Source organism: Sinomonas gamaensis (assembly GCF_005876955.1).
Lineage (GTDB): Bacteria > Actinomycetota > Actinomycetes > Actinomycetales > Micrococcaceae > Sinomonas > Sinomonas gamaensis.
The window spans coordinates 103,274-125,613 of the sequence record NZ_SSCL01000009.1 but is presented as its reverse complement, the minus strand read 5'-3'; the positions used below and the strand labels follow the sequence as shown (position 1 = coordinate 125,613).

General features: G+C 68.7%; 22 protein-coding genes, 1 tRNA gene, 1 other RNA gene and 1 pseudogene. 10 read left to right on the top strand and 15 right to left on the bottom strand.

Features of this window, described 5'->3' with window-relative positions:
- Positions 1-33 precede the first annotated feature (33 nt).
- From E5679_RS13285 to E5679_RS13275, 3 genes are all read right to left on the bottom strand, one after another.
- The gene (locus E5679_RS13285; RefSeq protein ID WP_476712889.1) at positions 34-2,718 is read right to left on the bottom strand and encodes a DNA polymerase III subunit gamma and tau; all 2,685 of its coding nucleotides are present in this window, start codon (positions 2,716-2,718) and stop codon (positions 34-36) included.
- Positions 2,719-2,824: 106 nt separating this feature from the next.
- Positions 2,825-2,921: signal recognition particle sRNA small type (ffs, locus tag E5679_RS13280), an RNA gene on the bottom strand.
- Positions 2,922-2,965: 44 nt separating this feature from the next.
- Complete coding sequence (locus E5679_RS13275) at positions 2,966-3,607, bottom strand: hypothetical protein (RefSeq protein ID WP_138416607.1); 642 nt, start codon at positions 3,605-3,607, stop codon at positions 2,966-2,968.
- Positions 3,608-3,679: 72 nt separating this feature from the next.
- Here E5679_RS13275 and E5679_RS13270 point away from each other — a divergent pair, with 72 nt between their 5' ends.
- Positions 3,680-4,435, top strand: coding sequence for a response regulator transcription factor (locus E5679_RS13270; RefSeq protein ID WP_275092553.1), 756 nt, complete (start codon positions 3,680-3,682; stop codon positions 4,433-4,435).
- A complete protein-coding gene (locus E5679_RS13265) occupies positions 4,432-5,778 on the top strand; it encodes a HAMP domain-containing sensor histidine kinase (RefSeq protein ID WP_138416605.1) in 1,347 nt (448 codons plus the stop codon). Before E5679_RS13270 ends, E5679_RS13265 begins: the two co-directional genes overlap by 4 nt.
- On the opposite strand, the gene E5679_RS13260 is transcribed toward E5679_RS13265, so the two are convergent.
- Positions 5,756-6,091, bottom strand: coding sequence for a hypothetical protein (locus tag E5679_RS13260; RefSeq protein WP_138416603.1), 336 nt, complete (start codon positions 6,089-6,091; stop codon positions 5,756-5,758). The genes E5679_RS13265 and E5679_RS13260 overlap by 23 nt on opposite strands.
- Positions 6,092-6,200: 109 nt before the next feature.
- Between E5679_RS13260 and E5679_RS13255 the strand changes: the two genes are divergently transcribed.
- The 4 genes and pseudogenes from E5679_RS13255 to E5679_RS13245 all read left to right on the top strand — a co-directional run bounded on the left by E5679_RS13255 (position 6,201) and on the right by E5679_RS13245 (position 8,137).
- Positions 6,201-6,285: transfer RNA gene (locus tag E5679_RS13255), tRNA-Ser, on the top strand.
- 272 nt (positions 6,286-6,557) lie between these two features.
- Positions 6,558-7,109, top strand: a pseudogene (locus E5679_RS21605) (M23 family metallopeptidase); the annotation flags it as partial.
- 119 nt (positions 7,110-7,228) lie between these two features.
- Positions 7,229-7,627 (top strand): hypothetical protein, encoded by a 399-nt coding sequence (locus E5679_RS21290; protein ID WP_249336122.1) that lies wholly within the window; start codon positions 7,229-7,231, stop codon positions 7,625-7,627.
- A gap of 9 nt (positions 7,628-7,636) precedes the next feature.
- The gene (locus E5679_RS13245; protein ID WP_138416601.1) at positions 7,637-8,137 is read left to right on the top strand and encodes a glutathione peroxidase; all 501 of its coding nucleotides are present in this window, start codon (positions 7,637-7,639) and stop codon (positions 8,135-8,137) included.
- 10 nt (positions 8,138-8,147) lie between these two features.
- On the opposite strand, the gene E5679_RS13240 is transcribed toward E5679_RS13245, so the two are convergent.
- Positions 8,148-9,038, bottom strand: coding sequence for a hypothetical protein (locus E5679_RS13240; protein ID WP_138416599.1), 891 nt, complete (start codon positions 9,036-9,038; stop codon positions 8,148-8,150).
- Positions 9,039-9,107: 69 nt separating this feature from the next.
- On the opposite strand from E5679_RS13240, the gene E5679_RS13235 reads away from it, so the two are divergent.
- The 3 genes from E5679_RS13235 (at position 9,108) to E5679_RS13225 (ending at position 10,736) form a co-directional block, all read left to right on the top strand.
- Entirely contained in the window at positions 9,108-9,707 is a 600-nt protein-coding gene (locus E5679_RS13235) for a TetR/AcrR family transcriptional regulator (RefSeq protein ID WP_138416729.1), read from the top strand.
- Positions 9,708-9,779: 72 nt separating this feature from the next.
- Positions 9,780-10,079, top strand: a complete 300-nt coding sequence (locus E5679_RS13230; protein ID WP_138416597.1) for a type II toxin-antitoxin system VapB family antitoxin — start codon at positions 9,780-9,782, stop codon at positions 10,077-10,079.
- Between the two features lie 15 nt (positions 10,080-10,094).
- A complete protein-coding gene (locus E5679_RS13225; RefSeq protein ID WP_138416595.1) occupies positions 10,095-10,736 on the top strand; it encodes a LytR C-terminal domain-containing protein in 642 nt (213 codons plus the stop codon).
- Here the strand turns inward: E5679_RS13225 and E5679_RS13220 are convergent.
- The 9 genes from E5679_RS13220 to E5679_RS13180 all read right to left on the bottom strand — a co-directional run bounded on the left by E5679_RS13220 (position 10,733) and on the right by E5679_RS13180 (position 20,237).
- Positions 10,733-12,193, bottom strand: a complete 1,461-nt coding sequence (locus tag E5679_RS13220) for an aminotransferase class I/II-fold pyridoxal phosphate-dependent enzyme (protein ID WP_138416593.1) — start codon at positions 12,191-12,193, stop codon at positions 10,733-10,735. The genes E5679_RS13225 and E5679_RS13220 overlap by 4 nt on opposite strands.
- Positions 12,194-12,243: 50 nt before the next feature.
- Entirely contained in the window at positions 12,244-13,044 is an 801-nt protein-coding gene (locus tag E5679_RS13215; RefSeq protein WP_138416591.1) for a sigma-70 family RNA polymerase sigma factor, read from the bottom strand.
- 229 nt (positions 13,045-13,273) lie between these two features.
- A complete protein-coding gene (locus E5679_RS13210; RefSeq protein WP_138416589.1) occupies positions 13,274-13,918 on the bottom strand; it encodes a TetR/AcrR family transcriptional regulator in 645 nt (214 codons plus the stop codon).
- A gap of 129 nt (positions 13,919-14,047) precedes the next feature.
- Complete coding sequence (locus E5679_RS13205; protein WP_138416587.1) at positions 14,048-15,091, bottom strand: NAD(P)-dependent alcohol dehydrogenase; 1,044 nt, start codon at positions 15,089-15,091, stop codon at positions 14,048-14,050.
- 97 nt (positions 15,092-15,188) lie between these two features.
- Positions 15,189-16,076, bottom strand: a complete 888-nt coding sequence (locus tag E5679_RS13200; RefSeq protein WP_138416586.1) for a TolB family protein — start codon at positions 16,074-16,076, stop codon at positions 15,189-15,191.
- Positions 16,077-16,133: 57 nt separating this feature from the next.
- On the bottom strand, positions 16,134-17,138 hold the full coding sequence (locus E5679_RS13195; RefSeq protein ID WP_138416584.1) for a sugar phosphate isomerase/epimerase family protein: 1,005 nt from the start codon (positions 17,136-17,138) through the stop codon (positions 16,134-16,136).
- Between the two features lie 80 nt (positions 17,139-17,218).
- Positions 17,219-18,364 carry a Gfo/Idh/MocA family protein gene (locus E5679_RS13190; protein ID WP_138416582.1) on the bottom strand — a complete coding sequence of 382 codons (1,146 nt, stop codon included), beginning with the start codon at positions 18,362-18,364 and terminating at the stop codon, positions 17,219-17,221.
- Positions 18,361-19,479, bottom strand: a complete 1,119-nt coding sequence (locus E5679_RS13185; protein ID WP_138416580.1) for a Gfo/Idh/MocA family protein — start codon at positions 19,477-19,479, stop codon at positions 18,361-18,363. Before E5679_RS13185 ends, E5679_RS13190 begins: the two co-directional genes overlap by 4 nt.
- Positions 19,476-20,237, bottom strand: coding sequence for a sugar phosphate isomerase/epimerase family protein (locus E5679_RS13180; protein WP_138416578.1), 762 nt, complete (start codon positions 20,235-20,237; stop codon positions 19,476-19,478). Before E5679_RS13180 ends, E5679_RS13185 begins: the two co-directional genes overlap by 4 nt.
- A 233-nt stretch (positions 20,238-20,470) precedes the next feature.
- Between E5679_RS13180 and E5679_RS13175 the strand changes: the two genes are divergently transcribed.
- Positions 20,471-21,652, top strand: a complete 1,182-nt coding sequence (locus tag E5679_RS13175) for an ROK family transcriptional regulator (RefSeq protein ID WP_138416727.1) — start codon at positions 20,471-20,473, stop codon at positions 21,650-21,652.
- Between the two features lie 24 nt (positions 21,653-21,676).
- On the opposite strand, the gene E5679_RS13170 is transcribed toward E5679_RS13175, so the two are convergent.
- On the bottom strand, positions 21,677-22,315 hold the full coding sequence (locus E5679_RS13170) for a nucleoside/nucleotide kinase family protein (protein WP_138416576.1): 639 nt from the start codon (positions 22,313-22,315) through the stop codon (positions 21,677-21,679).
- Between the last annotated feature and the right edge of the window lie 25 nt (positions 22,316-22,340).

The following is a 22,340-nucleotide window of genomic DNA, read 5'->3' as shown; positions in this document are numbered from 1 at the left end:
GCTACCGCCTCGCGCTCCTGCCGGAGCACGCTGCTACCGCGGAGGGATGACCGTGCCGTCCAGCCCGCGCTCCTCGATCAGCTTCCCGCCGAGAATCCGCTCCACGGCGGCACGGCCGAACAGACCGGAGGCCTCGATCGTCTCATCGTCCGCGCTGGGGATGTCCTCGACGATCGGCTGCTTCTCGCGCTCCACCGTCCGAACGGGCGCCGACGATTCCACCTGCTGGGCGGCCCGCCTGGACAGGCGCTGGTACATGCTCAGACGCTCGCCGCCGCCGTCCGTCTGCGGAGGGCCCTGCCGCTCCGGGGCGGGCGGCTGGGCCGCCGCGGGCGCGTACGACGGCGGCGCTGCGGCGGGTGCCGACCCCTCGGGGGCGCTGTCATTGGCTTGTTCGCCGCGCGCGGTGTTCGGCTGGTTCCCTACGGTCCAGACGCCCGGCGACGATTCCTGCGCGTAGGCCCACGGGTCGCGCGACGCGGTCTTGGTCTCGGGTTCGTCACGGCTCTTGGGCGCGGGCCCGGGCTCGGGCTTGCGCGCGGGCGCGCTGGGAGCGGGAGTCCGCCGTGCGCCGGTGTCCTCTGGCAGAGGTTCGTCCCAGTCGGCAGGGGGCTCCTCGTCGGCATAAGGGATGTCGGCGTAGGGGTCCGCCGATCGCGAAGGCTGAGCTGTCCCGCGCGGAGCTGCCTCCGCCTCTCGGGGTTCCGAGGGGGCTGGTTCTGGTTGGCCGGCTTTGGGCCGAGGCGGCTCTGTCGCTGGGACCGTGGGCACCGGGGCATCAGAAACCGGAGCCGCAGGGGCAGGGGCAGGAGGCGCAGGGGCAGGGGCAGGGGCAGGGGCGGCGGGCGCGGGGGCGAGGCCCCAGGCGATATCGGCCTCCGAGGGTGCGGCAGGCGGGGTTGGGGCCGTGGGTGCTGCCGACGCCGATGGCCGCGCCGGGGCGGGCGAAGGGGACGCCGGAGCGCTTGTGCGCGCGCGGGAGTCCGTGGGTCTTTCAGACGGTGCTTTTGGGCCCGCCTCAGCCCCTCTCGCGGGAGCGGGAGAAGGACCGTTGCCGCCGACTGTCGCATCGACCTGAACGTCGACACCGAGCACCTGCTGAACGGCCTTCCGCACATTGTCGGGATGATCGCTGCGGGTGAACGAGTTGACTGAGCCGGAATTTGCGAAGGCGAGGGTGAGGGTCTTCCCGTCGAACCCTGCGATGTTCGCGTTCTGGCTGACCAGAATCCAGGTGAGGCGCTTGATCGACGTGAGGGCGTCGAGGATCTCCGGCCACGCGCGGCGGAACATCTCGACGCTCCCGGCGCCGCCGCTCGTCGCGCCCTGTGGCGCCGAGGTCGGGGTGGGCGCCGCCGAGGTCGGGCCCTGTGCCGCCGAAGTCGGTGCGGGTGCCGCCGAGGTCGGGCCCTGTGGCGCCGAGGTCGGGGCGGGTGGCGCCGACATCGGTGCCTCCTCACGCACCGCTCCCTGAGGAGGCGCCACGGGAGCAGGAGGCGCCACGGGAGCAGGAGGCGCTGCGGGAGCCGGGGGCTCCACGGGCGCAGGCGCCACCGGAGCCGCGGCAGCCGGCGCCGCCTCGGTGGGGGCCGTCGTCTGGGGCTGCTCGAAGGAGAGCCGCCGTTCGAGCCGATCGAGTCGCGCCGCCACGCCGTGATCGCCATCGGCGCCGGGCAGCATGAGCCGCGCACACAGGAGCTCGAGATGCAGTCGGGGCGAGGTGGCGCCGGTCATCTCGTTGAAGGCAGCGTTCGTCACGTCGGCCGCTCGCGAGAGCTCGGCGGCGCCGAGGGCCTGAGCCTGGGTCCGCATGCGCGCCAGCTGGTCCGCGGGGACACCGCGGAGAATCGACTCGGCGGCGTCGGGAAGGGCGCGCACGATGAGCAGGTCGCGGAAGCGCTCCAGCAGATCCTCGACGAAGCGCCGGGGGTCGTGCCCCGTCTGGATCACCCGGTCGACGGCACGGAAGACCGTAGCGGAATCGCCGGCCGCCACCGCGTCGATGACGTCGTCGAGCAGCGCCGCGTGAGTGTATCCGAGCAGCGCGACGGCGAGCTCATAGTCAATGCCGCGGCTGCCGGCTCCGGCCATGAGCTGGTCGAGCACGGACAGTGAGTCGCGCACGGAGCCGCCGCCAGCCCGCACGACCAGCGATAGCACGCCGGGTTCGACGGCAACATGCTCCTCGGCGCACAGCTTCTCGAGATAGGCCATGAGCGGCTCGGGCGGAACGAGCCGGAAAGGGTAGTGATGCGTGCGCGAGCGGATGGTGCCGATGACCTTGTCCGGCTCTGTCGTCGCGAAGATGAACTTGATGTGCTCCGGCGGCTCCTCGACGATCTTGAGCAGCGCGTTGAAGCCGGCCGACGTGACCATGTGGGCCTCGTCGATGATGAAGATCTTGTAGCGGTCCCGCACAGGGGCGAAGGTCGCGCGCTCGCGGAGGTCCCGCGCGTCGTCGACGCCGCCGTGGCTCGCGGCATCGATCTCGATGACGTCGAGCGACCCGGAGCCGCCGCGCGCCAGCTCGACGCAGCTCGGGCACACGCCGCATGGCTCCGGCGTCGGGCCCTTCTCGCAGTTGAGGCAGCGCGCAAGGATGCGGGCCGACGTCGTCTTGCCACAGCCGCGCGGCCCGGAGAAGAGGTAGGCGTGGTTGACGCGGTCCTTGCGCAGCGCCGTCATGAGCGGCTCGGTGACGTGCTCCTGCCCGATCACGTCCTGGAACGTGTCCGGCCGATACCGGCGATAGAGGGCAGTCGGAGAACTCACAGAGAAAACCCTACCAATCCGGACCGACACCGAAGCCGGTTATCCACAGGCATGAAAAGGCCCCTCATGCACCCGCCAGAGCCCACCTACCCTTGCTACCTTCCGGTCCTGGGGGAGTTCAGCAGGATGACGCCACATGAGGGGCTGGGTTTCATCTTAGCGGAGTTCCGCGCGGGCCTCGAATCGGCCGGTTTCAGCTCCCCGCCGAGGGGCTTGGCGACGGCGCGGGAGACTTTGCCGGCGCCTTCTGGATCGCTTGGGCGAGCTTCTGAACTTCCGGTCCGTAGGTTCCATTCAGCGCGTTGTCCTTGACCGCCTGCGCATCAGAGACCTCTTGGTCTGCTGCTGCGCCGGCGAGCGTCCAGAGGTCCTGCTGCATCTTCGCCGGCAGATGCCGGAAGGCAGCGGGGAAGCGGTTGACGGCGGCACGGGCAGCCTTCTGCGCGTTCGGGCCGTACTGGGCAGTGCCATCTTGGCGGATGATGACGGCGAGCACTCGCCGCAGTGCCGCCCGCGCCGGATGCTTCGCCGCCCCAGCTGCCGCCCCAGCGGCAGAACCACTGGCCGACGGCGACGGCGTGGCTGCCGCTGCCGGCTCCACGAGCGCGGCGGGCTGGGCGACATCGGGGGCGAGGTCGTCCAGCGAGGTGAGGCTCGCGAGGCTTTCGTCGTCGCCGGCGGCCTGCGTCGTGCTGTCGGCTGCGGCCTGCGGCTGAGCCTCTTGAGCGTGGAGGGCCACGGCGATGCCTCCTCCCGCGAGGAGTGCTGCCGCGAGCGTCGAGGCGATGCCCGCGGCCCAGCGGCGTCCGGATTTCCTGGTCTGGTTTCCTTCCATGGCGTCGATGGTGGCAGCGGTCCGCAAGCGCGGTGTTCGGCCCGTGTTCGAGGAATGTAAAGTCTCGCGTCGGTGCCCCTCGAGACTGAGCCGAGTGGCGTCGTCGTGCGCTTGAATGGTCCCGTGGACAACTCCGGCGAGGGGCGCGGGCTCGTGCTCGTGGTGGAGGACGAGCACGCCATCGCCGACCTTGAGCGTCTGTATCTGGCCCGCGCAGGCTTCGGCGTGCACGTCGAGCGCGACGGAGCCGCGGCGCTCGCGAGGATCCGTCAGCTGAGACCGGTGGCGATCGTGCTCGACGTGGGCCTCCCCGGGCTCGACGGCGTGGAGATCTGCCGCCGCCTCCGTGAGGAGGACGATTGGACGCCCGTCATCTTCGTGACCGCGCGGGACGACGAGGTGGACCGTGTGCTCGGCCTCGAACTGGGCGCTGACGACTACCTGACCAAGCCGTTTTCGCCCCGCGAGCTCGTGGCCCGGGTGCGAAGCGTCCTCCGGCGAGCCTCCGGACCCCAGGGACCGCGCATCCTCACGGTCGGACGGGTGCGTCTGGACCTGGGACGCCGCACGGTGGAGGCAGACGGCCTGCCTGTGCAGCTCACCGCCATGGAGTTCGACCTTCTGGCCCACCTCATGTCCCAGCCCGGCCGCGTGTTCAGCCGCGAGCAACTCCTCTCTGCGGTGTGGGGACAAGCGGACTATGGCGGCGGGCGCACGGTGGACGTGCACGTCGCGCAGCTCCGCGCGAAGCTCGGCGAGGCGAGCCCGCTGCGCACCACGCGTGGCGTCGGCTACAGCGCGTCGACGGACGGTTCGGCCGCGCCGTGAAGGCCTGGCTCCGATCGCTGTATGCCCGGGTCACCCTTGTGACGGCGGCTGTGGCCGCGGTGGCCACGCTCGTGGCCGGGCTGGTCGGCGCTCAGCTCATCCGCGCCGCGGCTGTCGACCAAGCCCGCACGAGTCTCGCGCGCGAGGCCCAGGCGCTCAGCGCTTCCGGTTCCGTGACGGACCTCGCGTCGTTGCGCGAGGTCGCGGTCGGCGAGGAGGGCCGCATCGCGCTCGTCGAGCCGGACGGGACGGTCACGGGGGCCGGCCGGCGCCTGGTGAGCCAAGCGGCGATCAAGAAGATCCTTGCGGGCCAACCGGTCTCTCAGACAGAAACCGTCGCCGCGACGCCGGTCGTCGTCGAGGCCCGGCCGCTCGCTTCTGGGGGCGGACTCGTGCTCGTGGAGCCCGTCTCGGCCGTCAACCAGGCAGCGGGCGCGCTGGTCACCCGGCTCCTCTGGGCGCTCGTCCTCGGGTTCGCGTGCGCCGTCCTCGGCGGTGCGCTGGTGGCACGTTGGGTCGCCAAGCCGCTCGTGCGTCTCGCGGGTGCGGCACGGCGGCTCGCCGACGGCGAGCGGGGCGTAGCGGTCGACGGCGGAGGCCCCACCGAGGTTGCGCAGGTGTCGCATGCGCTCGCCTCGCTCGACGCGTCGCTCGCGGCGAGCGAAGGTCGCCAGCGGGAGTTCCTCCTCTCGGTCTCGCATGAGATGCGCACGCCACTCACCGCCCTCCGCGGCTACGCCGAAGCGCTCGCGGACGGCATGATCCCGGAGGAGGACGTCCCCCGTGTGGGCCAGACACTGGGGTCCGAGGCGGGCCGGCTCGACCACTTCGTGAGCGACCTGCTCGAGCTCGCGCGACTCGAAGCGGACGACTTCCGCGTGGACGTTCAACCCGTGGACGCTGCCCTGATTCTGCCGGCCGTCCTTGAGGCGTGGCGCGGCGTGGCTGGGGCCGCCGGCGTGCGACTCCGCGTGGACGTTGCCGGACCGCTTCCGGTCCTCACCGACGCACGGCGCCTCCGACAGCTTCTCGACGGGCTCGTCGAGAACGCGCTGCGTGTCGCTCCCGCCGGCGCGCCCGTGGTGCTCGCCGGGCGGCGGGAAGGCAACGCCGTCGTCCTCGAAGTGCGCGACGGCGGTCCGGGCCTCAGCGAGGACGACCTCGCCCACGCTTTCGAGCGCGGCGCGCTCCGAGCGCGCTATGCGGGGGAGCGTGCCGTGGGAACGGGGCTGGGACTCTCAATCGCGCACCGTCTCGCGTCCCGTCTCGGCATCCAGCTCACGGCTGGTCGCGCACCGGAGGGGGGCGCGTGCTTCTCGCTCAGGCTTCCGACGGCAGGCTGATGTCAACGGGGAACGTCATGAACGCGGGCGTTTCATATGGATGTGCCGCGATGAGCGCGCTGACGATCCTGTTCCGCTGACCGCGCGGGTAGATCGCTTCGATGCGCGTCTCGGGGACCTGTTCCGGCTCGCCCACCGTTCCGATGGCAGGGCTCGCGCCCTGGAGGGGAGTGAAGCGTCCCATGCCGTCGACGCTGAAGCTGCAGGCCGCGTAGTTGCCGAGCCGACCAGCGCCCGCAGCGGCGAGCGCGCTGCGGAGGGCGTCGGCGTCCGGCGTCGGGACGTAGACCACAAGGCAGTCGAACTCCTCCATGCCGGACAGTCTGGCACGGGTCGATTCGGCGCTTCTGGGAACCTCGGGTATTCTAGAGTCTGCTCTGCACGGGGTGCTCGTTCGGGTACGGCTGTGCGCGGAGCAATCTGGAGGATTCGCCTAGCGGCCTATGGCGCACGCCTGGAACGCGTGTTGGGTTCACGCCCTCGGGGGTTCAAATCCCCCATCCTCCGCTTTCGTGGCAGAACACCCCCGGGCTTCGGCTCGGGGGTGTTCTGTCTTTCAGAGAGTGCCTAGGCCGTGGCGCAAAAGTGCACCTCTGCTGTCAGTTGTTTGACAACCTAGAGAAGCGCTGTGTGACGCTGAGCAGTGCTAGCGGTAAGCCGAGGCTACGCCCAACAATGGAAGCATTCGGCCCATGGCGCAAGACTGATTGGGGAGTCGCGTGGAGCTGTCACAGCGTAGAAGCGGTCACATCGGCCGACGGGATTTCGTCCGCATCGTGATGCCCGTGGCATTCATCGTGGGCTGCGGAGCCACTCCCGCGTTTGCCGATTCGGGTGCCAGCGATTCGGTGAAGGCCGATCCCAACGCTGTGCTGGTCTTCGATCGTGCCGGGGTCAGTTCGATCCCCGCAGGCAATCACTCTGGTGCTGTAGTCGTCGCCTCCTCCGATCTCCCGCGTCCCGCTCAGGGGCAGCTCTATGCTCCTCTCGAGACGCTAGTACCCACTTCTCCCTTCGGCTATCGCATCAATCCCCTGACCGGGCAGCCGGGGGAGTTCCACTGGGGCCAGGACTTCGCCGCTGCCGACGGCACCAGGATCTACTCGGCCGACGCCGGAGTGGTGCGTGCCGCCGGGTGGCATCCGTGGGGCGGCGGCAACCGGGTTGAAGTCGACCACGGGAACGGCCTCGTCACCACGTACAACCACATGAAGGCCGCCGCGGTGAAAACCGGGGACAGCGTCGAGTCCGGGCAGGTCGTGGGTGTCGTGGGGCAGACGGGGAGCGCCACCGGGCCACACCTGCACTTCGAGACAATCCTGAACGGCCACTACGAGGATCCGATGCAGTGGAAGTTCCTGCCCCTCCAGCAGAAGAATCCCGTCGGCGACCTCACCCTCACGGACTACACGCCCAAGGACGGGCAGCCGGCACCGGGCCAGCCGACGCAGTGGAGCATCCCCACCCAGCTCAGCGAACCGGCTCCGAACGAGCAGATCCAGAAGGCGCCGGCTCCGACGCCGCCCGCACCTCCCGCTCCGGCGGCTCCGACGAAGTCCACCACGCCGAGCCCGTCGCCCTCGGGCACGGGAAGCTCTGCGGCGCCGTCGCCTACTCCGTCCTCGACGCCGACGTCAGCTCCGCCTCAGACGAGCACGCCTACCCCGACGCCTACGAGTTCCCCCACCGCCGCGCCGAGCCCGACACCGACGCCAACCGCCACGGCATCGCCGACGACTGCGGCCGCGTCGTCGCCCACGACCTCCTCATCGACGCCCGCGGCGACCGTCACCTCAACGCCAACGCCGGCCCCATGACCAGCGATGGCTCGGCGAACGGCCGCGGCTAGACTTGTCCGGTGACTTTGCACGAAATTCCTCTGACGCTCAATGACGGCACCGAGACGACTCTCGGCCGCTTCGAGGGCTCTGCTGTCCTGGTCGTCAACGTCGCCTCGAAGTGCGGCTACACGAAGCAGTACGACGGGCTCGAGAACCTCAACCGCACCTACCGCGACCGCGGGCTCGTGATTCTCGGCGTCCCGTGCAACCAGTTCGCGGGGCAGGAACCGGGATCTGACGAGGAGATCGAGGAATTCTGCCGCCTCAACTTCGGGGTCACGTTCCCGCTCGCCGCGAAGGCGAACGTTCTCGGGAGCGACCAGCATCCGCTGTACGCGGCTCTGACCCGTTTCCCGGCCGGCGACGAGCACGGCGAGAAGGTTCGGTGGAACTTCGAGAAGTTCTTGATCGATCCCTCGGGTGAGGTGGTCGGCCGGTTCCGGTCGGCGGTGACCCCAGACGCTCCGGAGCTCCTCGACGCCATTGAGGCGGCCCTTCCCGAGCGAGTACGCGCCTAAGCGGCGCAGCCTAGCGCGTGGCGAGCAACGCCTTGCGCCACTCGCGTAGGAAGGCCAGCCCGGCGTCGTCGTGAATTACCTCGGCGCCCAGCCCCAGATAGCCGGCGGTGAGGATGTCGTAGGGCTTCTGGGGGACGCCGTCCTCGGGCCGGACGTCCACGTGGGCAACCTCGTGGTCGTTGTGGTGCAGCCAGTCGGCCATCGCGTAGTCGGTGCGCGAATCGCCCATGGTGAACCAGGCCTGCGGGACGATCCCATCACGACCCAGCAGTTCGCATGCCCGGCTCGCGCCCAGATCCTTGCCTAGCCGCACCGACTCGATGTCCGTGGAGATGATGGTGGGGTCGACACGGAAGTCGACGGTGTCGTCCTGGCCGGGGGCATGGTGGTCCAGCCGAACGGCGCCGAGACCGCGGCGGGCCATCATCGCCATGGCGTCGGCGTCGAAATGCTCCTGCACCTCGCGATACCTGCTGTTGTGGACGTCGAGACGCTGCTCCACGGACACCATCGCCCGCTTCGTCTCGTCGAAGAACATGAAGTCTGAGTAGGACTCGGCTACGAGCTGCCGGATGTCGTCGGCGAAGTCGGACGGGACGGACAGTTCACGGTCCACGTGGACCGGACCCGCCCCTGAGCTGGTGAACGAGAACCACGTGGCGCCCTTCTCGCAAATGGCGTGCACAGTGAGGGAATCGGGCATCCCGGCTGCGGTCATGGGCTCCATGACCTGCTGTGCGATGAACGTGTCGGACCGCCCGGTGTTGAAGATCAGCGGGATTCCGGCCTCCCCCAGTTCCAGCAGGAGCGCGATGATTTCTTCTTGGACGGTTCGGGTGACGGGGCTCGCGATGGGTCCATCGACGTCGAGAAGGAGGGCAAAAGGGGGACGGGTCTCCATGAGCTCATTCTTTCAGCCCCAAGATGGGTTGCCGACGCGCGACGTGGGTAGGTAATCGGGGTGGCGGCGATGACTGGGTCCGGTCGGGCGGCGACCAAGAGCAGGCAAGCGCACCAGCGCATCCTCGATGCCTCGTTCGAGCTGTTTGCGAAGCGGGGCATTCGCGCGGTGGGCGTCGACGAACTCATCGAACGTGCAAATGTGGCGAAAGCCACGTTCTACAGCCATTTCCATTCCAAGGACGAACTCGTCCTGGCCTATCTCGAGCGCCTTCACGAAGCGCGCAGCAAGTCGATCGACGCGGCGATCCGCGCGACGGACGACGGCCCCACTGCGTTGCTGGCGGTCTTCGACGTGTTCGCCGAGGCGGTCAGGCCACACATCAACGATGGAAGTTCGTTCGTCCATGTGCTGCTCGAAATGGGCCCTGAGCATCCCCTGGGGCGGGCAAGCGCGGAATATCTCACCCGCACCCGGGAACAGATCGCGGCCCTGGCGCGCTCAGAGGGGCTGCGCGACCCGGAGGGGTTCGCGCGCAAGGTTCTCATCCTCCTCGAAGGGGCCGTGGTCGCGGCCGTCGAGGGGGACGAGGAAGGAGTCGAGCAGGCACGCCAGATGGGCGCGCTGCTCATCGGCCTGCACAGCGGGCCGACCAGTACTGGCGCGTAACCGTTCGGCCACAATCCTCCGGGGCGCGCAGTTCGGCATGACGCGTGAGGCAGCCGTGCCTACGCTAGTCGCGTGATCTTCAAAGCAGTGGGGGACGGGCGCCCGTATCCGGACCACGGGTACCACACGCCCAAGGACTGGGCCGCGCTTCCTCCGCGACCGGTACGGCTCGACGAGCTCGTCACGACGAAGCGGACCTTGGACCTCGAAGCCCTCCTCGCCGAGGATTCCACCTTCTTCGGCGACCTTTTCCCGCACGTGGTGCAGTACCGCGGGGTTCTCTACCTCGAAGACGGGCTCCACCGCGCACTGCGCACCGCCCTGCACCAGCGGACCGCGATCCACGCCCGCGTCCTGGACCTGGACGCCTGACGCGGAGGCATCACGGTGAGCCGGAAGCCCAAGGACCTCACGGTATGGCATGGGCACCACGTGGTCGACGGAAGCGAGCTGCGCTCGCAGTTCGCACCGGATCCCGACAGTCCGCGGCTGCTCCGCAGGATCTGGCACGGCTTCATGCTCACGCTGCTCGTGGCGATCGTCGTCTCGGGTGCTTGGACGGCGTGGGCGATCCTGACCGGCAACCTGGTTCTCCCGCAGGCGGCCCCTAGCGCGTCTGCGACGCTCGGCTGTCCCCAGGGCCCCTTCGACTACGCCGCGCCTGACTCGGTGCACGTCAACGTCTACAACGCGGCCGCGAAGGAGGGCCTGGCCCGTGCCGTCGCGGACCAGCTCGCCCAGCGGAAGTTCGCCGTCGGGAAGGTGGACAACGCGAAAGGGGCGGGTTCCACCTCTGCCCTCATCGTGTCGGGACCTGCGGGCGAGAGTGCAGCGTTCACGCTCCAGCGCAACGTCCCGGGGAGCGTCTTCTCTCTCGACTCGCGAGGCGACGCGAGCGTCGACCTCGTCCTCCTGCCCTCGTTCAAGCAGCTCCAGGAGGTCTCTCTCGTGGACCAGACTCCCGGGCCGCTGATGTGCGCGGGCGCCACGCAGAGCCCTCAGGTCCCGGTGACGCCCGCGCCCGGCTAGGCCCTCACGACGCGGATCGTCTTGACTGTCGGGTCAGCGGGGTCTGGCAGCACCATTCCGGCTTCCGCGCCCGTGCGGAGGTACTCGACCACGGCCGCGTTGATCCGCTCGCCGGGCAGGATGGCAGGAATTCCCGGCGGATACGGGGTGATCTGCTCGGCGGCCACGCGGCCGGCCGCCTCGTCTGCGGGCACAACCTCGACAGGTCCGAAGAACGCCTCCCGGGGCAGCATCACGGTGTCCATTTCAAGGTCCGCAGAACTCGGCAGGGATACCGGCGAGGGCGTGGGCAGCGACGGTGCTGCCTTGGCGAGGTCGGTCAGCGCCTGCACCAGACGGTCGGCCGTGTCGTCGTCGTCGGACTGGCTCAGGGTCGCTTCGATCCGTCGGTGGTCGTTGAGGCCGACGTCGACCCGCGGTTCAGCGCGGAGCCAGTCCGCGGCCTGATAGCCACTGATCCCCAGCTCTGCCACGTCGATGAGGACGTGCAGCGGGTCAAGGTCGTGCGACGCTTCGGCGCCGACCAGCTCCTCGGTCACCGTGTGCAGCCCGTCGATGGCGTCGATCTTGGTGCGCAACCCCCGGGCCAGGTCCAGGGCTCGCCCGAGAAGGTCGTGGCCGCGCTCGACCATCTGTCGCCGCCAGCCGTCGATCGCCGCGTAGAGCATGACGTTCGAGCTTGTCGTGGCAAGCAGGTCCGCGCACTGGGAGAGCCTGATCGGGTCCACCAGACCGCCCTGGAGGTGGTACACCGAGCCCTGTTCGAAGCCCATGCCCATCTTGTGCACGCTCGCCACGCAGATGTCTGCGCCGGCCGACATGGCCCACGTGGGAAGGTCCTCGTGGAACGGCAGGTGGGCCCCCCACGCCTCGTCGACGATCAGCGGCTTCCCGCGCCGGTGGCAGATCTCCGCGATTGCCGAAAGGTCCGCGCAGGTGCCGTAGGGAGTTGGACTGACGATGAGCGCGGCTGAGGCGTCAGGGTAGCGCTCCCACATTGCCTCAACGGTCTCCGCCGACGGCGGATGGGCGATGTGCAGTTCCTCGTCCCAGGTCGGCCGGATCCAGCGCGGCTGCAGTCCGGAGAGGATGAGCCCGGCCGTGACGGACTTGTGGGCGTCGCGGCCGATGAGGATTTCGCCTGATCCCCGGGTGACGGCGAGGATCGCCGCCTTGACCGAAAGCGAACTGCCGCAGGTCGAGAAAAAGGCATGCTCGGCGCCCACGGCGTCGGCCATCAGCTCCTGAGCCTTCTTGAGCAGCCCGCCGGAAGACTTGCGATCGTCGAGCCCGGCGGTGGCCAGCAGGTCGGAACGGAAGGGATCGAGGCCCAGTGCTTCGACCGTGCGCTCATCGGCGCCCCTGCCCTGCCTGTGCCCGGGTGGGGTGAACCCGTACCTGTCCAGGCGATGGTATTCGTTGATGCCGTCAAGGATCGGTGCCTCGCTGTGGTCCATACTCCAACCCTTACCCGGCCAGCCCCCGGCCCACCAGCGGGCGGTTTCCCTCAGGCCGACATGCGACGGCGGAGCCGGTCCAGGAGGCGGCGCAGGAGCCGGGAAACCTGCATTTGGCTGATCCCCAGCTGCTGGGCAATCTCCTCCTGCGTCAGCTCCTGGCCGAAGCGCAGCCGCAGCAGGCGGAGGTCTTGATCGGAGGCGCCCTCGAGAGCGCTCGCGAGGGCGTGCAGGGACTCGACGCGCTCGAAACCGGGATCTTCCGAGGCTGGGACGACGCTCAACCGGCGGCTCTGAGGTTCCCCCGGGTCGTCGGTGTGCTCGATCGTCTCGGGGACCATCGAGGCGTCGGCGATCTGGGCCTCGGCGACTTCCGCGACGCCGACGTTCAGCTCGCGGCTGAGCTCGAGGGTCGTCGGCTCGTGGCCGAGTGATTGGGCCAGACCGGGGCGAGCAGCGTTGACCTTCAGCCGCATTTCCTGAATGCCGCGCGGGGGGCGGACGATCCAGGACTGGTCGCGCAGGTAGCGCTTGATCTCCCCGCTGATGGTGGGCACGGCGTAGGGGACGAACCCGTGGCCCAGATCGGCGCGGTAGCGGTTGGCGGCCTTGATGAGTCCTAGCCGGGCGACTTGGCGGAGGTCTTCGGGATCGTGGCCCGGGCAGTGGAAGCGCCGGGCTACGGCATCGGCCACGCCCAAGTACTCGATCGCGAGATCGCCTGCGGCCTGCGCTCTGGCCAGGGTCTCCGGGGGTGCAGTCTCGGGAGGGGGCGTGGTCTCGGTCCACGGCCCCGAGAGCGTCTCGTCGATGGGGCGCACGGTCGCGTACAGAGGATGAACGAGAGTCATGGTGGTCTCCAAGCTGGGGCGAAGCGGAGAACCGAGAAGAAGCACCAAGTCGGCCCGTCCCAGTGGAGGTCGACTGCTGCGAGGCCTGAACCGAAACCGGCCAGATGCCTCGTGCCCCGAGGTCCGCGCAGCTCCTGCATGACTGCGCCTGTTCTCATGACGCTAAGAGCAGACAGACGATTCTGTCTACCCCTGAACGTATGTTCGAGCAGCAGAGCTTCTTAGGGTGTCAGAGGAGCTGGGAGCTTTCCTGTGCCCTGATGGGGCGGCCGTCCTCGTCGAAGCGTGCGCCCACCCCCAGTTGGATGAAGCGGACTGTGGCCTCGGTGTGCCGCGCGGTGTCAGCATCCCTGCGTCCGCGATCCGCGCTTGCGGCAAGGGATCCGAGGACGAGCTGGGCAAGCTCCTCGAGATCGGCCTGGGGGATGAAGCCCTCCTCCATGCACGAGAGCAGGATGTTGCGCAGCACGGTGTTGAGCTCACCGACGTGGTCGCCGAGTTTTGCGAACGACGACGGCGACAGCACCGCCCGCATAGCGGGCCCGGGCGGGAGGTGGCGCTGCGAGAGGTCCTCGACCTGCGCCCGGATGTAGACGGCGAGGCGGTCCACCGGGTTGTCGAGTTTGCGCAGCTCGTCCTTGAGCTCGCTCAGGAACCTGCCGGTCTCATCGAGGGCGTAGCCGATCAGCAGCTCCTCGATGTCGGCGTAGTAGTTGTAAACCGCTGTGCGCCCCACCCCGGCCTGACGCGCGACGTCCGTCATCGTGAGCCCCGGGAGGCCGCGCGTGAAGAGGAGCTCGCCGAAGGCATCGAGAATCCGACGCTGGGTGATGGCTCGTTGCGCGGCGTTCGATTCGGCCTGAATTCGGGGCATAACCACATTTTAGGTCGTTGTGTCACTAAAAGGGTGAGCACAAGCTGTGACTCGGCCAAGGACGACGACGGCCCCGCACCGCGCTGGCTGGGGCCGCCGTCGTCGTTGGTTCCTGGAGTCTGGTTTCGCTCAGGCGAAGGTCGCCGCGTCGATGACGAAGCGGTAGCGGACGTCGGAGGAGAGCACCCGCTTCCACGCCTCGTTGATGTACGAGGCGTCGATGAGCTCGGTGTCCGGGACGATGTTGTGCTCGGCGCAGAAGTCGAGCATCTCCTGGGTCTCGCGGATTCCGCCGATGCTCGAGCCGGCGAAGGAGCGGCGGTTGCGGAAGAGCGTGAAGACGGTCACCGGGAGGGGCTCGGCCGGGGCGCCAACGTTCACCATCGTGCCGTTCCTGCGGAGGAGCCCGAGGTAGGCGGCGAGGTCGATCGGTGCAGAAACCGTGTTGACGATGAGGTCGAAGCTGTTCTTGAGCTCCTCGAACGTCGTCGCGTCCTCGGTGGCGAAGTAGTGGTCCGCGCCCAGGCGGAGGCCGTCGTCCTTCTTCGACAGGCTCCGGGAGAGCACGGTGACTTCGGCGCCCATGGCGTGGGCGAGTTTGACTGCCATGTGGCCCAGGCCGCCCATGCCGACGACGGCGACCCGCTTCCCGGGTCCGGCCCCCCAGTGGCGCAGGGGCGAGTAGGTCGTGATCCCGGCGCACAGGAGTGGGGCGGCGGCGGCGAAATCGAGGGACTCGGGAACGCGAAGAACGAAGTCCTCGTCCACCACCACATGGGTGGAGTAGCCGCCCTGGGTGATGGTGCCATCGCGATCGACGCTGCCGTAGGTGCCGACGTTGCCGTTGAGGCAGTACTGCTCCTCTCCGGCGAGGCAGTTCTCGCATTCCTTGCAGGAGTTGACCAGGCAGCCGACGCCGACCCGGTTGCCTACCGCGTGCTTGGTCACCTCGGAGCCGACCTCCGCGACGAGCCCGACGATCTCATGCCCTACGACGAGCGGGTGCTTCACGGGTCCCCACTCCTCACGGACGGTGTGGATGTCGGAGTGGCAGATGCCGGCGTACCTGATCTCGATCAGCACGTCTTTCGGGCCGACGTCCCGGCGGGTAATGGTGACCGGCTCGAGAGGGGTGTCGGAACTGGGGGCTGCGTAGGCGTTGACGGTGAGCAAGGGTTCTCCTTGAGTCGTTGGTCTTGCCCTTCCATCCAACCCGGTGCGGGCGGATCCAACGAGGGCTCTGATGATCCGGGGTCTGGCAGTACCCCTTTCACCCCTGTACCCGGTGGAGGGGATAGGCAACGAAGGCGAAGCGGTCAGAGCCGGGGGACCAGCTGTTCACGTTCATCGTGCCTTGTCCCCCGAACAGCGCGTAGTTCTCGATCGAGGTCGGCCAATCCTCGGTTGAGACCACGTTCACGCGAACGTCGAGGTCAGCGGGGTGCCCGCGAGTTCCTGGTGGGAAGGACACGTAGGCGGCGAAACGGCCGTCGGGGGAGAGGTGCGGGAACCAGTCGACCGAACCGCTTTTCACCAATAATTCGGGAAGGCCGCCTTGGGCATTGATTCTGGCCAATTGCGCATGACCGGGGTCGGTGGTGAATGATTCGGTGTTGAAATAGATCCACGTGCCATCGGGCGACCATTCCGGACCGTCAAGGTGGCCGGGGCCCGTGTCGATTGTCCTGGAATTGCCCCCGGGAGAGGACGAACCGATCACGAGCCGACCGGGCTCCGAGAAGTCGGACATTTCAACCCAGGCGAGTTCGCCGCCGTCGGGACTGACGCCGTGGAGGAAGTGCCACACTCCGTCGTCCGCCGTGAGGCGCTCCACCGGGCCTCCGTTCAGGGCTCCCTTGTAGATCTGTCCGTCCGCGGCGGACATGTAGATGGATCTTCCGTCGGGCGAGAGGACGTGATCGTTGTTGATCTCGGGGAGGCGGTCGAACGGGACTTCGCGGAGATCAGCCGTGTCAACATCAATGGTCCAGAGAACGCCGTGGCCATTGACATAGAGGAAGCGCCCGTCGAGGGACCAATTCGGAGCCTCGAGCAGGATGTCGTCGGTTTCGAGGAGCAAAGTCGGGGTCCGCATTGTGGGGCCGCCGATCCAGACCTGAGAACGCTGTCCTGAGCGCAATTCACGATAAGAGTTCATGTGCTCTCTCCAAAAGGTGCGCCCTCCCAAACGGTTGCTGACGGCGCAACGACGGGGTCAAGCTTGGTTGCTGAAGGCGGCGTCGAAGGAGGCGGTGGAGGGGGCGAAGTCGAACTTCTTCAGGGCCGTGAGGGCTTCGGGGGCGCCTTGGAGGCGGTCCATTCCGGCATCCTCCCATTCGATGCTGATCGGCCCGGTGTAGCCGATCGCGGTCAGGGCGCGGAAGGCGTCCTCCCAGGGGACGTCGCCGCGGCCGGCGGAGACGAAGTCCCAGCCGCGGTGGGGGTCGCCCCAGGGCAGGTGGGAGGAGAGGATCCCGGCCCGGCCGTTGCCCATGCGCATCCGGGTGTCCTTGCAGTCCACGTGGTAGATCCGGTCCGCGAAGTCGGAGATGAACGCGACCGGGTCGATGCCCTGCCACATCATGTGGGAGGGGTCCCAGTTCAGCCCGAACGCCTCCCGGTTCCCCACCGCCTCCAGGGCCCGCCGGGTGGACCAGTAGTCGTAGGCGATCTCGCTCGGGTGGACCTCGTGGGCGAAGCGGACCCCGCATTCGTCGAAGACGTCCAGGATGGGGTTCCAGCGCTCGGCGAAGTCCCGGTACCCGGCCTCGATCACCTCGGCCGGGACGGGCGGGAACATGGCCACGTACTGCCAGATTGAGGAGCCGGTGAACCCGACCACGGTGTCCACCCCGAGGGCGCGGGCGAGGCGGGCGGTGTTCTTCAGCTCCTCCGCCGCCCGCTGCCTGACGCCCTCGGGGTCCCCGTCGCCCCACACCCTGGAGCCGACGATGGCCTGGTGGCGGAAGTCGATCGGGTCATCGCACACGGCCTGGCCCTTGAGGTGGTTCGAGATCGCCCACACCTTCAGGCCGTGCTTCTCCAGGATCCCGAGCCGCTCGGCGATGTACGCCTCGTCGTCCCACCGCCACGCGTCCAGATGCTCGCCCGAGACGGCGATCTCGAGCCCGTCGTACCCCCACCCCGCCGCGAGCCCGGCGACCTCCTCCAGAGACAGGTCGGCCCACTGGCCGGTGAACAGAGTGAACGGGCGGGGCATGAGGTTCTTCTCCTTGCGTCGGTATCTGTACCCGAGTCGGTGTGGGGCGTCGGTATCTGTACCCGAGTCGGGGAGGGGGTCTACAGCTGGACGGCGGTGGACTTGGCGGCGGCGGATTCCTCGATCGCGGCCAGGACGCGCTGGACCTGCAAGCCCTCCTCGAACGACGGCGAGGGCGGGTTCCCGTCGCGGATCGCGAGCAGGAAGTCGCGCGCCTGGTGGACGAAAGTGTGCTCCCAGCCGATGATGTGGCCCTGCGGCCACCACGCGTCCAGATAGGGGTGCTCGGGCTCGGTCACCACGATCCGACGGAAGCCCTGCTCGGGCGCGGGGGCGGTGGCGTCGAGGAACTCGAGCTCATTGAGCCGCTCGAGGTCGAACGCCAGTGCCCCGTCCGTGCCGTAGACCTCGACCCGCAGCGAGTTCTTCCGCCCCAGCGCGACCCGGGAGGCCTCGACCGAGGCGATCGCCCCGCTGGCCAGGGCCAGCGTGGCCCAGGCGGCGTCGTCGACTGTGACCTCTTCCAGGGCACCGTCCCGTCCCGGCCGCTGTCCCACGAAGGTGTGCAGCCGGCCCGAGGCCTCGGTGACGGTGTCGGAGAGGAGGAACTGGACCTGGTCGATCGCGTGCGAGGCGATGTCCCCCAGCGCCCCGGACCCGGCCGTCTCCTTCCGCAGCCGCCACGTCATGGGCGACTCGGAATCGGCGAGCCAGTCCTGCAGGTACGCCGCGCGCACCTCCCGGACCGTGCCGAGCCGGCCGTCGGCGATGAGCTGGCGGGCGTAGGCAAGGGCCGGGACCCGGCGGTAGTTGAACCCGACCAGTGACTGCACTCCGCGGGCCCGAGCCGCAACGGCGGCGGCGACCATGGCCTCGGACTCGGCGAGGGTGTTCGAGAGCGGCTTCTCCACGAGCACGTGCTTGCCGGCCTCGAGCGCGGCAATCGCGATCTCGGCGTGCAGCCACCCCGGGGCGCAGATGTCCACGATGTCCACATCGTCCCGGGCGATCACCTCGCGCCAGTCGGTCGCGGACTCCGCCCACCCGTAACGGGCCGCGGCCTCCGCCACGGCCTCGGGGTCCCGGCCCACGAGCACGCGCTGCTCCACGGCGGGGACGTCGAAGAACGCCCCCACGTTCCGCCACGCCTGCGAGTGGGCCTTGCCCATGAACGCGTACCCGATCGCGGCGACCCCCAGGGGGCGGCCTGCCTGCTGAGGGCTCACGCGAGCACCCCGTCGAGGGTCGCCTGCTCAGGCGCCCAGTCCTCGGGCAGGGGAGCGGACGAAGGCGCCGAGCTGACGACGTCGGTGAACGCGCCGGACTCGATGGATTCCGAGACCGAGACCATGGTGTCCAGCACGTGGTAGGCGAGCTGGCCCGTGGCCCGGTGGGGGACGCCGGTGCGGATCGAGCGGGCCATGTCCAAGACCCCCATTCCGCGCCCGTTGGCCGGTCCCGTGGTGGGGACCTTGGTCCACTCGTGCTCGCCCGCCTTGCAAATCTCCAGGTCTCCGTCGAAGTAGTTCGGGTCCGGCAGCGACAGCGTGGCCTCGGTTCCGGTGATCTCCACGAAGCCCATCCGGGTCCGAGGGGATTGGAAGCTGAAGATGCTGTGCGAGGAGGCACCGGATTCGAACTCGGCCAGCGCGCTCACGTGCGTGGGGACCTCGACCTCGAATTCCTCGCCAGCCTTCGGCCCGGACCCGATCACCCGGGTGGCCTTCGCCATATTGCCCAGCGCCGCGACGCGTCGGATGCTGCCGAAGGTCTGGATGAGGGCGGTGAAGTAGTACGGACCCATGTCGAACAGCGGGCCAGCCCCGCGCTGGAACAGGAACGCAGGATTCGGGTGCCACGACTCCGGGCCGGGGGTCTGGAAGACCGTCTGGGCGGTGAGCGGGGTGCCGATGTCGCCGCGCTCGATCACGCGCCGCGCCGTCTGCAGGCCCGCCCCCAAGAAAGTGTCCGGGGCGCACCCGAGGCGCAGGCCGGCGTCGTCCGCCTCCTTCAGCAGACCCAGCCCGCTCTCCCGGTCAAGGGAGAACGGCTTCTCGCTCCACACATGCTTGCCTGCGCGGACCGCGGCGGTGGCGACCTCGACGTGCGCTGCGGGGATCGTGAGGTTGACGATGATGTCCACGTCGGGATGGTTGAGGGCCAGCTCCGGCGTCCCGTGCTCGGCGATCCCGTACTCCTCGGCGCGGGCCTTTGCCGCTTCGGGGAACAGGTCCGCGATCACATGGACCTTCAGGTCAGGGAACTTGGTCAGGTTGTCCAGGTACTGCTTGCTGATGACGCCCGCGCCGATGACGGCGACGCCCACCGGGCCGCGGCTCATCGCGCCGCCTCCGAGGTGCTTGCCGCGGCGGCGCCCGCTTCGAGATACCGCAGTGAGGCCGCGACGCCTTCGAAGATGTCACCGGAGTAGTCGTCGAACTCCACGACGCCGACCTCGAGGTTCTTCGCGGCGGCAATCACGCCCCAAATGTCGACCTCGCCCTGGCCTGCGGGAAGCTGGGCCTTCCTGTCGTCGTTCACTGGGCCGTCCTTGATATGGATGGCGACGACACGATCGCCCAGACGCTTGAGCAGCGCCACGGGATCTTCCCCGCCGACGGCGGCCCAGTAGGTATCCACCTCGAGGACGACCTCGGGGTCGAGCAGAGACGCGAAGTATTCGAGCGCCGTCGTGCCCTCGATCTTCGAGGCCAGCTCCCAGGCGTGGTTGTGGTACCCGACGCGGATTCCGTGCTCCGCGCCCTTCTTCGCTGCCGCGTTGAGCCGCTCGGCGGTGTCGCGGATCGAGTCGGCGTCCTGCCAGTGCTCTGCCGGGATGTATGGATCGATCACGGTGCCGATGCCGAGGCGCTTGGCCGCTGCGAAGATCTCCTCCTGATCCGACGAGAGCAGCGGGGCGTGGCCGGTGGGAGCCGTGATGCCGTTCTCCTCGAACGCCGCGGCGAACTCCTCGGCGCGCTCGGCGAACTTGTAGGGCTCGACTTGGGTGTAGCCGATCTCGGCGAGACGTCTGATGGCGCCGGGCAGGTCCTTTTCAATTGCGTCACGGACGGTGTAAAGCTGGACTGAATAGGCCATGGGGACAGTGTCCTCTCGCTGGAGTGAGTGGTCGAGACGATGACCGGCGGGACCGTGAGCTGCTTCACTTTGAGCCTAAAGACACTTTTGACGATTGGCAAGCAAAAGTCCTCCTATGTGGACAACCTTTAGCATGGTGGATTTGCGGAAGTGCCTGTGAAACACTGACCGTCATGGCTGACGAGCGACGCGGTGGGCGCCGAGTCTCCGAAGAGGCAACGCCCAGCGAGCAGATGCTCGCTGCGGCCATCTCGCGCACCGGCGACTTATTCCAGCTCTTGCGCGACGGAAAGCCGTGGACCCGGGCCGAATTGGCCATGACGACCGGGCTTGCCCGGTCAACGGTCGCTGGCAAGGTCGATCTCCTGCTGAATTCGGGCTTGATCGTCTCGGTCGGCGAGGCGCTCTCCAGTGGAGGCCGACCTCCGTCACGCTTCGCGTTCCACGCTCAGGCACGTTCAGTGCTCGCGGTCGACGTCGGGGCGAGCCACGTCCGGGTCGCCCTGACCGATCTCAAAGGCGAGGTCCAGGCCGAGGAGCGCACTGCCTTGCCGGTCGCAACGGGACCCGAGCCGGTCCTCGGTCACGTTGTGGAAGCGGGAAAGCGCCTTCTGGCCTCGTCGCGCAGACCCGAGAGGCTGCTGGCCGGCGTCGGCATTGGACTTCCCGGGCCCGTGGAACATGCAACGGGCCGACCCGTCAAACCGCCGATCATGCCCGGCTGGGACGGCTTCGACGTCGTCGGCTTCGTCCAGCGCGGCTTCGCGGTGCCAGTCCTTGTGGACAACGACGTGAACATCATGGCGCTCGGAGAGCGGGCCGCGTTCTGGCCCGACGTCGATGACCTCCTGTTCATCAAGGTCGCCACCGGCATCGGGTCTGGGATCATCAGCAGCGGTCAGCTGCAGCGGGGTGCCGATGGAACGGCAGGCGACCTCGGGCACGTCCGGGTCTCCCGCGGCGACGGCGTGGTCTGCCGGTGCGGCAACATCGGGTGCCTCGAGGCGCTCGCCTCGGGCGCCGCCGTCGCCAGCTTCCTCGCCGCGGAAGGTGTGGATGCCAGCAGGGGCGCCGACGTCGTCGAACTGGCCGCCCATGGAAACCTCGCGGCGATCCAGGCCTTGCGGCAGGCCGGGCGCGACATCGGCGAGGTCCTGGCCACGTGCGTCAACCTCCTCAACCCCAGCGTGATCGTCCTCGGAGGATCGATGGCTGCGGCGGGAGAGCACATCATGGCAGGAGTCCGCGAAGTCGTGTACCACCGTTCGCCGCCGCTTGCGACGACGAATCTCCGCATCGTCCTCTCGCGCGCTGGCGAGCGGGCGGCCGTCATGGGCGCCAGCCAGCTCGTCTCGCAGCACGTGCTCTCGCCCTCCGGCATCGAAGCGACGCTGACGGCGATGGCGACTGCGTGACCGCCTGGGAGGCGCAGCTTTCCCTCACAGGACCCGGAGCACGCGGTCGGCCCGCGACGCCATCGCCTCGATGAGCACGGCGTTCTCCTCGTCGGAGCCGAGCGCCCAGGCACGGGCGTCGTCGGGAGCCTTCCCGAAGGCGACGTGCCGGGCTACGAGACGCTCCCTTCGCAGCTCCGGGTCCGCGTCCAGGAACCAGCACTCGGTGAGGGACGCGCGGACCCGGGGCCACGCCCCCGAGTCGGCGAGGAGATAGTTCCCTTCGGTGACCACAAGCGGAACCTCAGCCGGAACAGGAATGCTGCCCGCAATGGCCTCCTCGAGCGCCCGATCGAAGCTCGGCGCGTATACGGTCTCGCCGGGAAGCTGGCCTCGGAGGCGCTCGAGGAGCACGGCGTAGCCTGCGTCGTCGAACGTCTGGATCGCGCCCTTGACGTTGCGGAGCCCGCGGGAGGCGAGCACCGCGTTCGCCAGATGGAAGCCGTCCATCGGCACGAGGACGGCACGATCAGGACCGAGCGCCGAGACGATGCGTTCCCCGAGCGTCGACTTCCCGGCGCCGGGTGCGCCGGTGATGCCCAGAATCGCCCTCTCTCCCGACGCAGCCAATGCGGCGGCGAGGTCAACCAGCTCGGCGGCGTTCGCCGTCGTCGTGCTTCTCACGCCATTGCCATCCCTGTGCACCTCG

What these genes read in the sequence shown, in the direction of transcription:
- E5679_RS13275 (WP_138416607.1), bottom strand. Translation starts at nt 3,607, where the DNA reads ATGGAAGGAAACCAGACCAGGAAATCCGGACGCCGCTGGGCCGCGGGC.
- E5679_RS13260 (WP_138416603.1), bottom strand. Translation starts at nt 6,091, where the DNA reads ATGGAGGAGTTCGACTGCCTTGTGGTCTACGTCCCGACGCCGGACGCC.
- E5679_RS13240 (WP_138416599.1), bottom strand. Translation starts at nt 9,038, where the DNA reads ATGGAGACCCGTCCCCCTTTTGCCCTCCTTCTCGACGTCGATGGACCC.
- E5679_RS13235 (WP_138416729.1), top strand. Translation starts at nt 9,108, where the DNA reads ATGACTGGGTCCGGTCGGGCGGCGACCAAGAGCAGGCAAGCGCACCAG.
- E5679_RS13220 (WP_138416593.1), bottom strand. Translation starts at nt 12,193, where the DNA reads ATGGACCACAGCGAGGCACCGATCCTTGACGGCATCAACGAATACCAT.
- E5679_RS13215 (WP_138416591.1), bottom strand. Translation starts at nt 13,044, where the DNA reads ATGACTCTCGTTCATCCTCTGTACGCGACCGTGCGCCCCATCGACGAG.
- E5679_RS13210 (WP_138416589.1), bottom strand. Translation starts at nt 13,918, where the DNA reads ATGCCCCGAATTCAGGCCGAATCGAACGCCGCGCAACGAGCCATCACC.
- E5679_RS13200 (WP_138416586.1), bottom strand. Translation starts at nt 16,076, where the DNA reads ATGAACTCTTATCGTGAATTGCGCTCAGGACAGCGTTCTCAGGTCTGG.
- E5679_RS13195 (WP_138416584.1), bottom strand. Translation starts at nt 17,138, where the DNA reads ATGCCCCGCCCGTTCACTCTGTTCACCGGCCAGTGGGCCGACCTGTCT.
- E5679_RS13185 (WP_138416580.1), bottom strand. Translation starts at nt 19,479, where the DNA reads ATGAGCCGCGGCCCGGTGGGCGTCGCCGTCATCGGCGCGGGCGTCATC.
- E5679_RS13180 (WP_138416578.1), bottom strand. Translation starts at nt 20,237, where the DNA reads ATGGCCTATTCAGTCCAGCTTTACACCGTCCGTGACGCAATTGAAAAG.
- E5679_RS13175 (WP_138416727.1), top strand. Translation starts at nt 20,471, where the DNA reads ATGCTCGCTGCGGCCATCTCGCGCACCGGCGACTTATTCCAGCTCTTG.